The organism is Vibrio sp. OPT46, assembly GCF_015163535.1.
Taxonomy (GTDB): domain Bacteria; phylum Pseudomonadota; class Gammaproteobacteria; order Enterobacterales; family Vibrionaceae; genus Vibrio; species Vibrio alginolyticus.
In genome coordinates, this window is sequence record NZ_JADDYG010000319.1 from 1 (window position 1) to 504 (window position 504).

General features: G+C 40.3%; 1 pseudogene. It reads left to right on the forward strand.

Features of this window, described 5'->3' with window-relative positions:
* Positions 1-219: pseudogene (locus IQR33_RS15275) on the forward strand (amino-acid N-acetyltransferase); the annotation flags it as partial.
* Between the last annotated feature and the right edge of the window lie 285 nt (positions 220-504).

Sequence of the window (504 nt, forward strand, 5' to 3'; positions counted from 1 at the left end):
GACTATCGTGATGGAAACCGAGGTTTGTTACTGCTCAACTACATGAAACATCGTTCTAAATCCGAAACCATTGATCAGATTTTTGTCCTCACGACACACAGTTTGCATTGGTTTAGAGAGCAAGGTTTTTACGAAGTCAGTGTCGACTATTTGCCTGGAGCCAAACAAGGGTTATATAACTTCCAGCGTAAGTCCAAAATCTTAGCGTTAGATTTATAGCTTAACCTTAAATCAGGGAGCGAAACTTAACGTTCCACTATACCAACTAACCTCAAAGGGCAGGATTTAGTTCATTAACGCTCAACCCTGCACATCGAGCTTGTTTAGGAACGAGTTTGTTTAGGAGTAAGGCCACACATAACCCCTACTCCGGACTAGCGGGTCATCATGTAAACCCAACTTAGATATGCGCAAACCATTGCTTGATTTTTGTTCCAATTTTATCTTTTAAATATACATTTGGTTGGCTATACTCTGCTCGCTAGTGATTGGTTTTTAACCAAT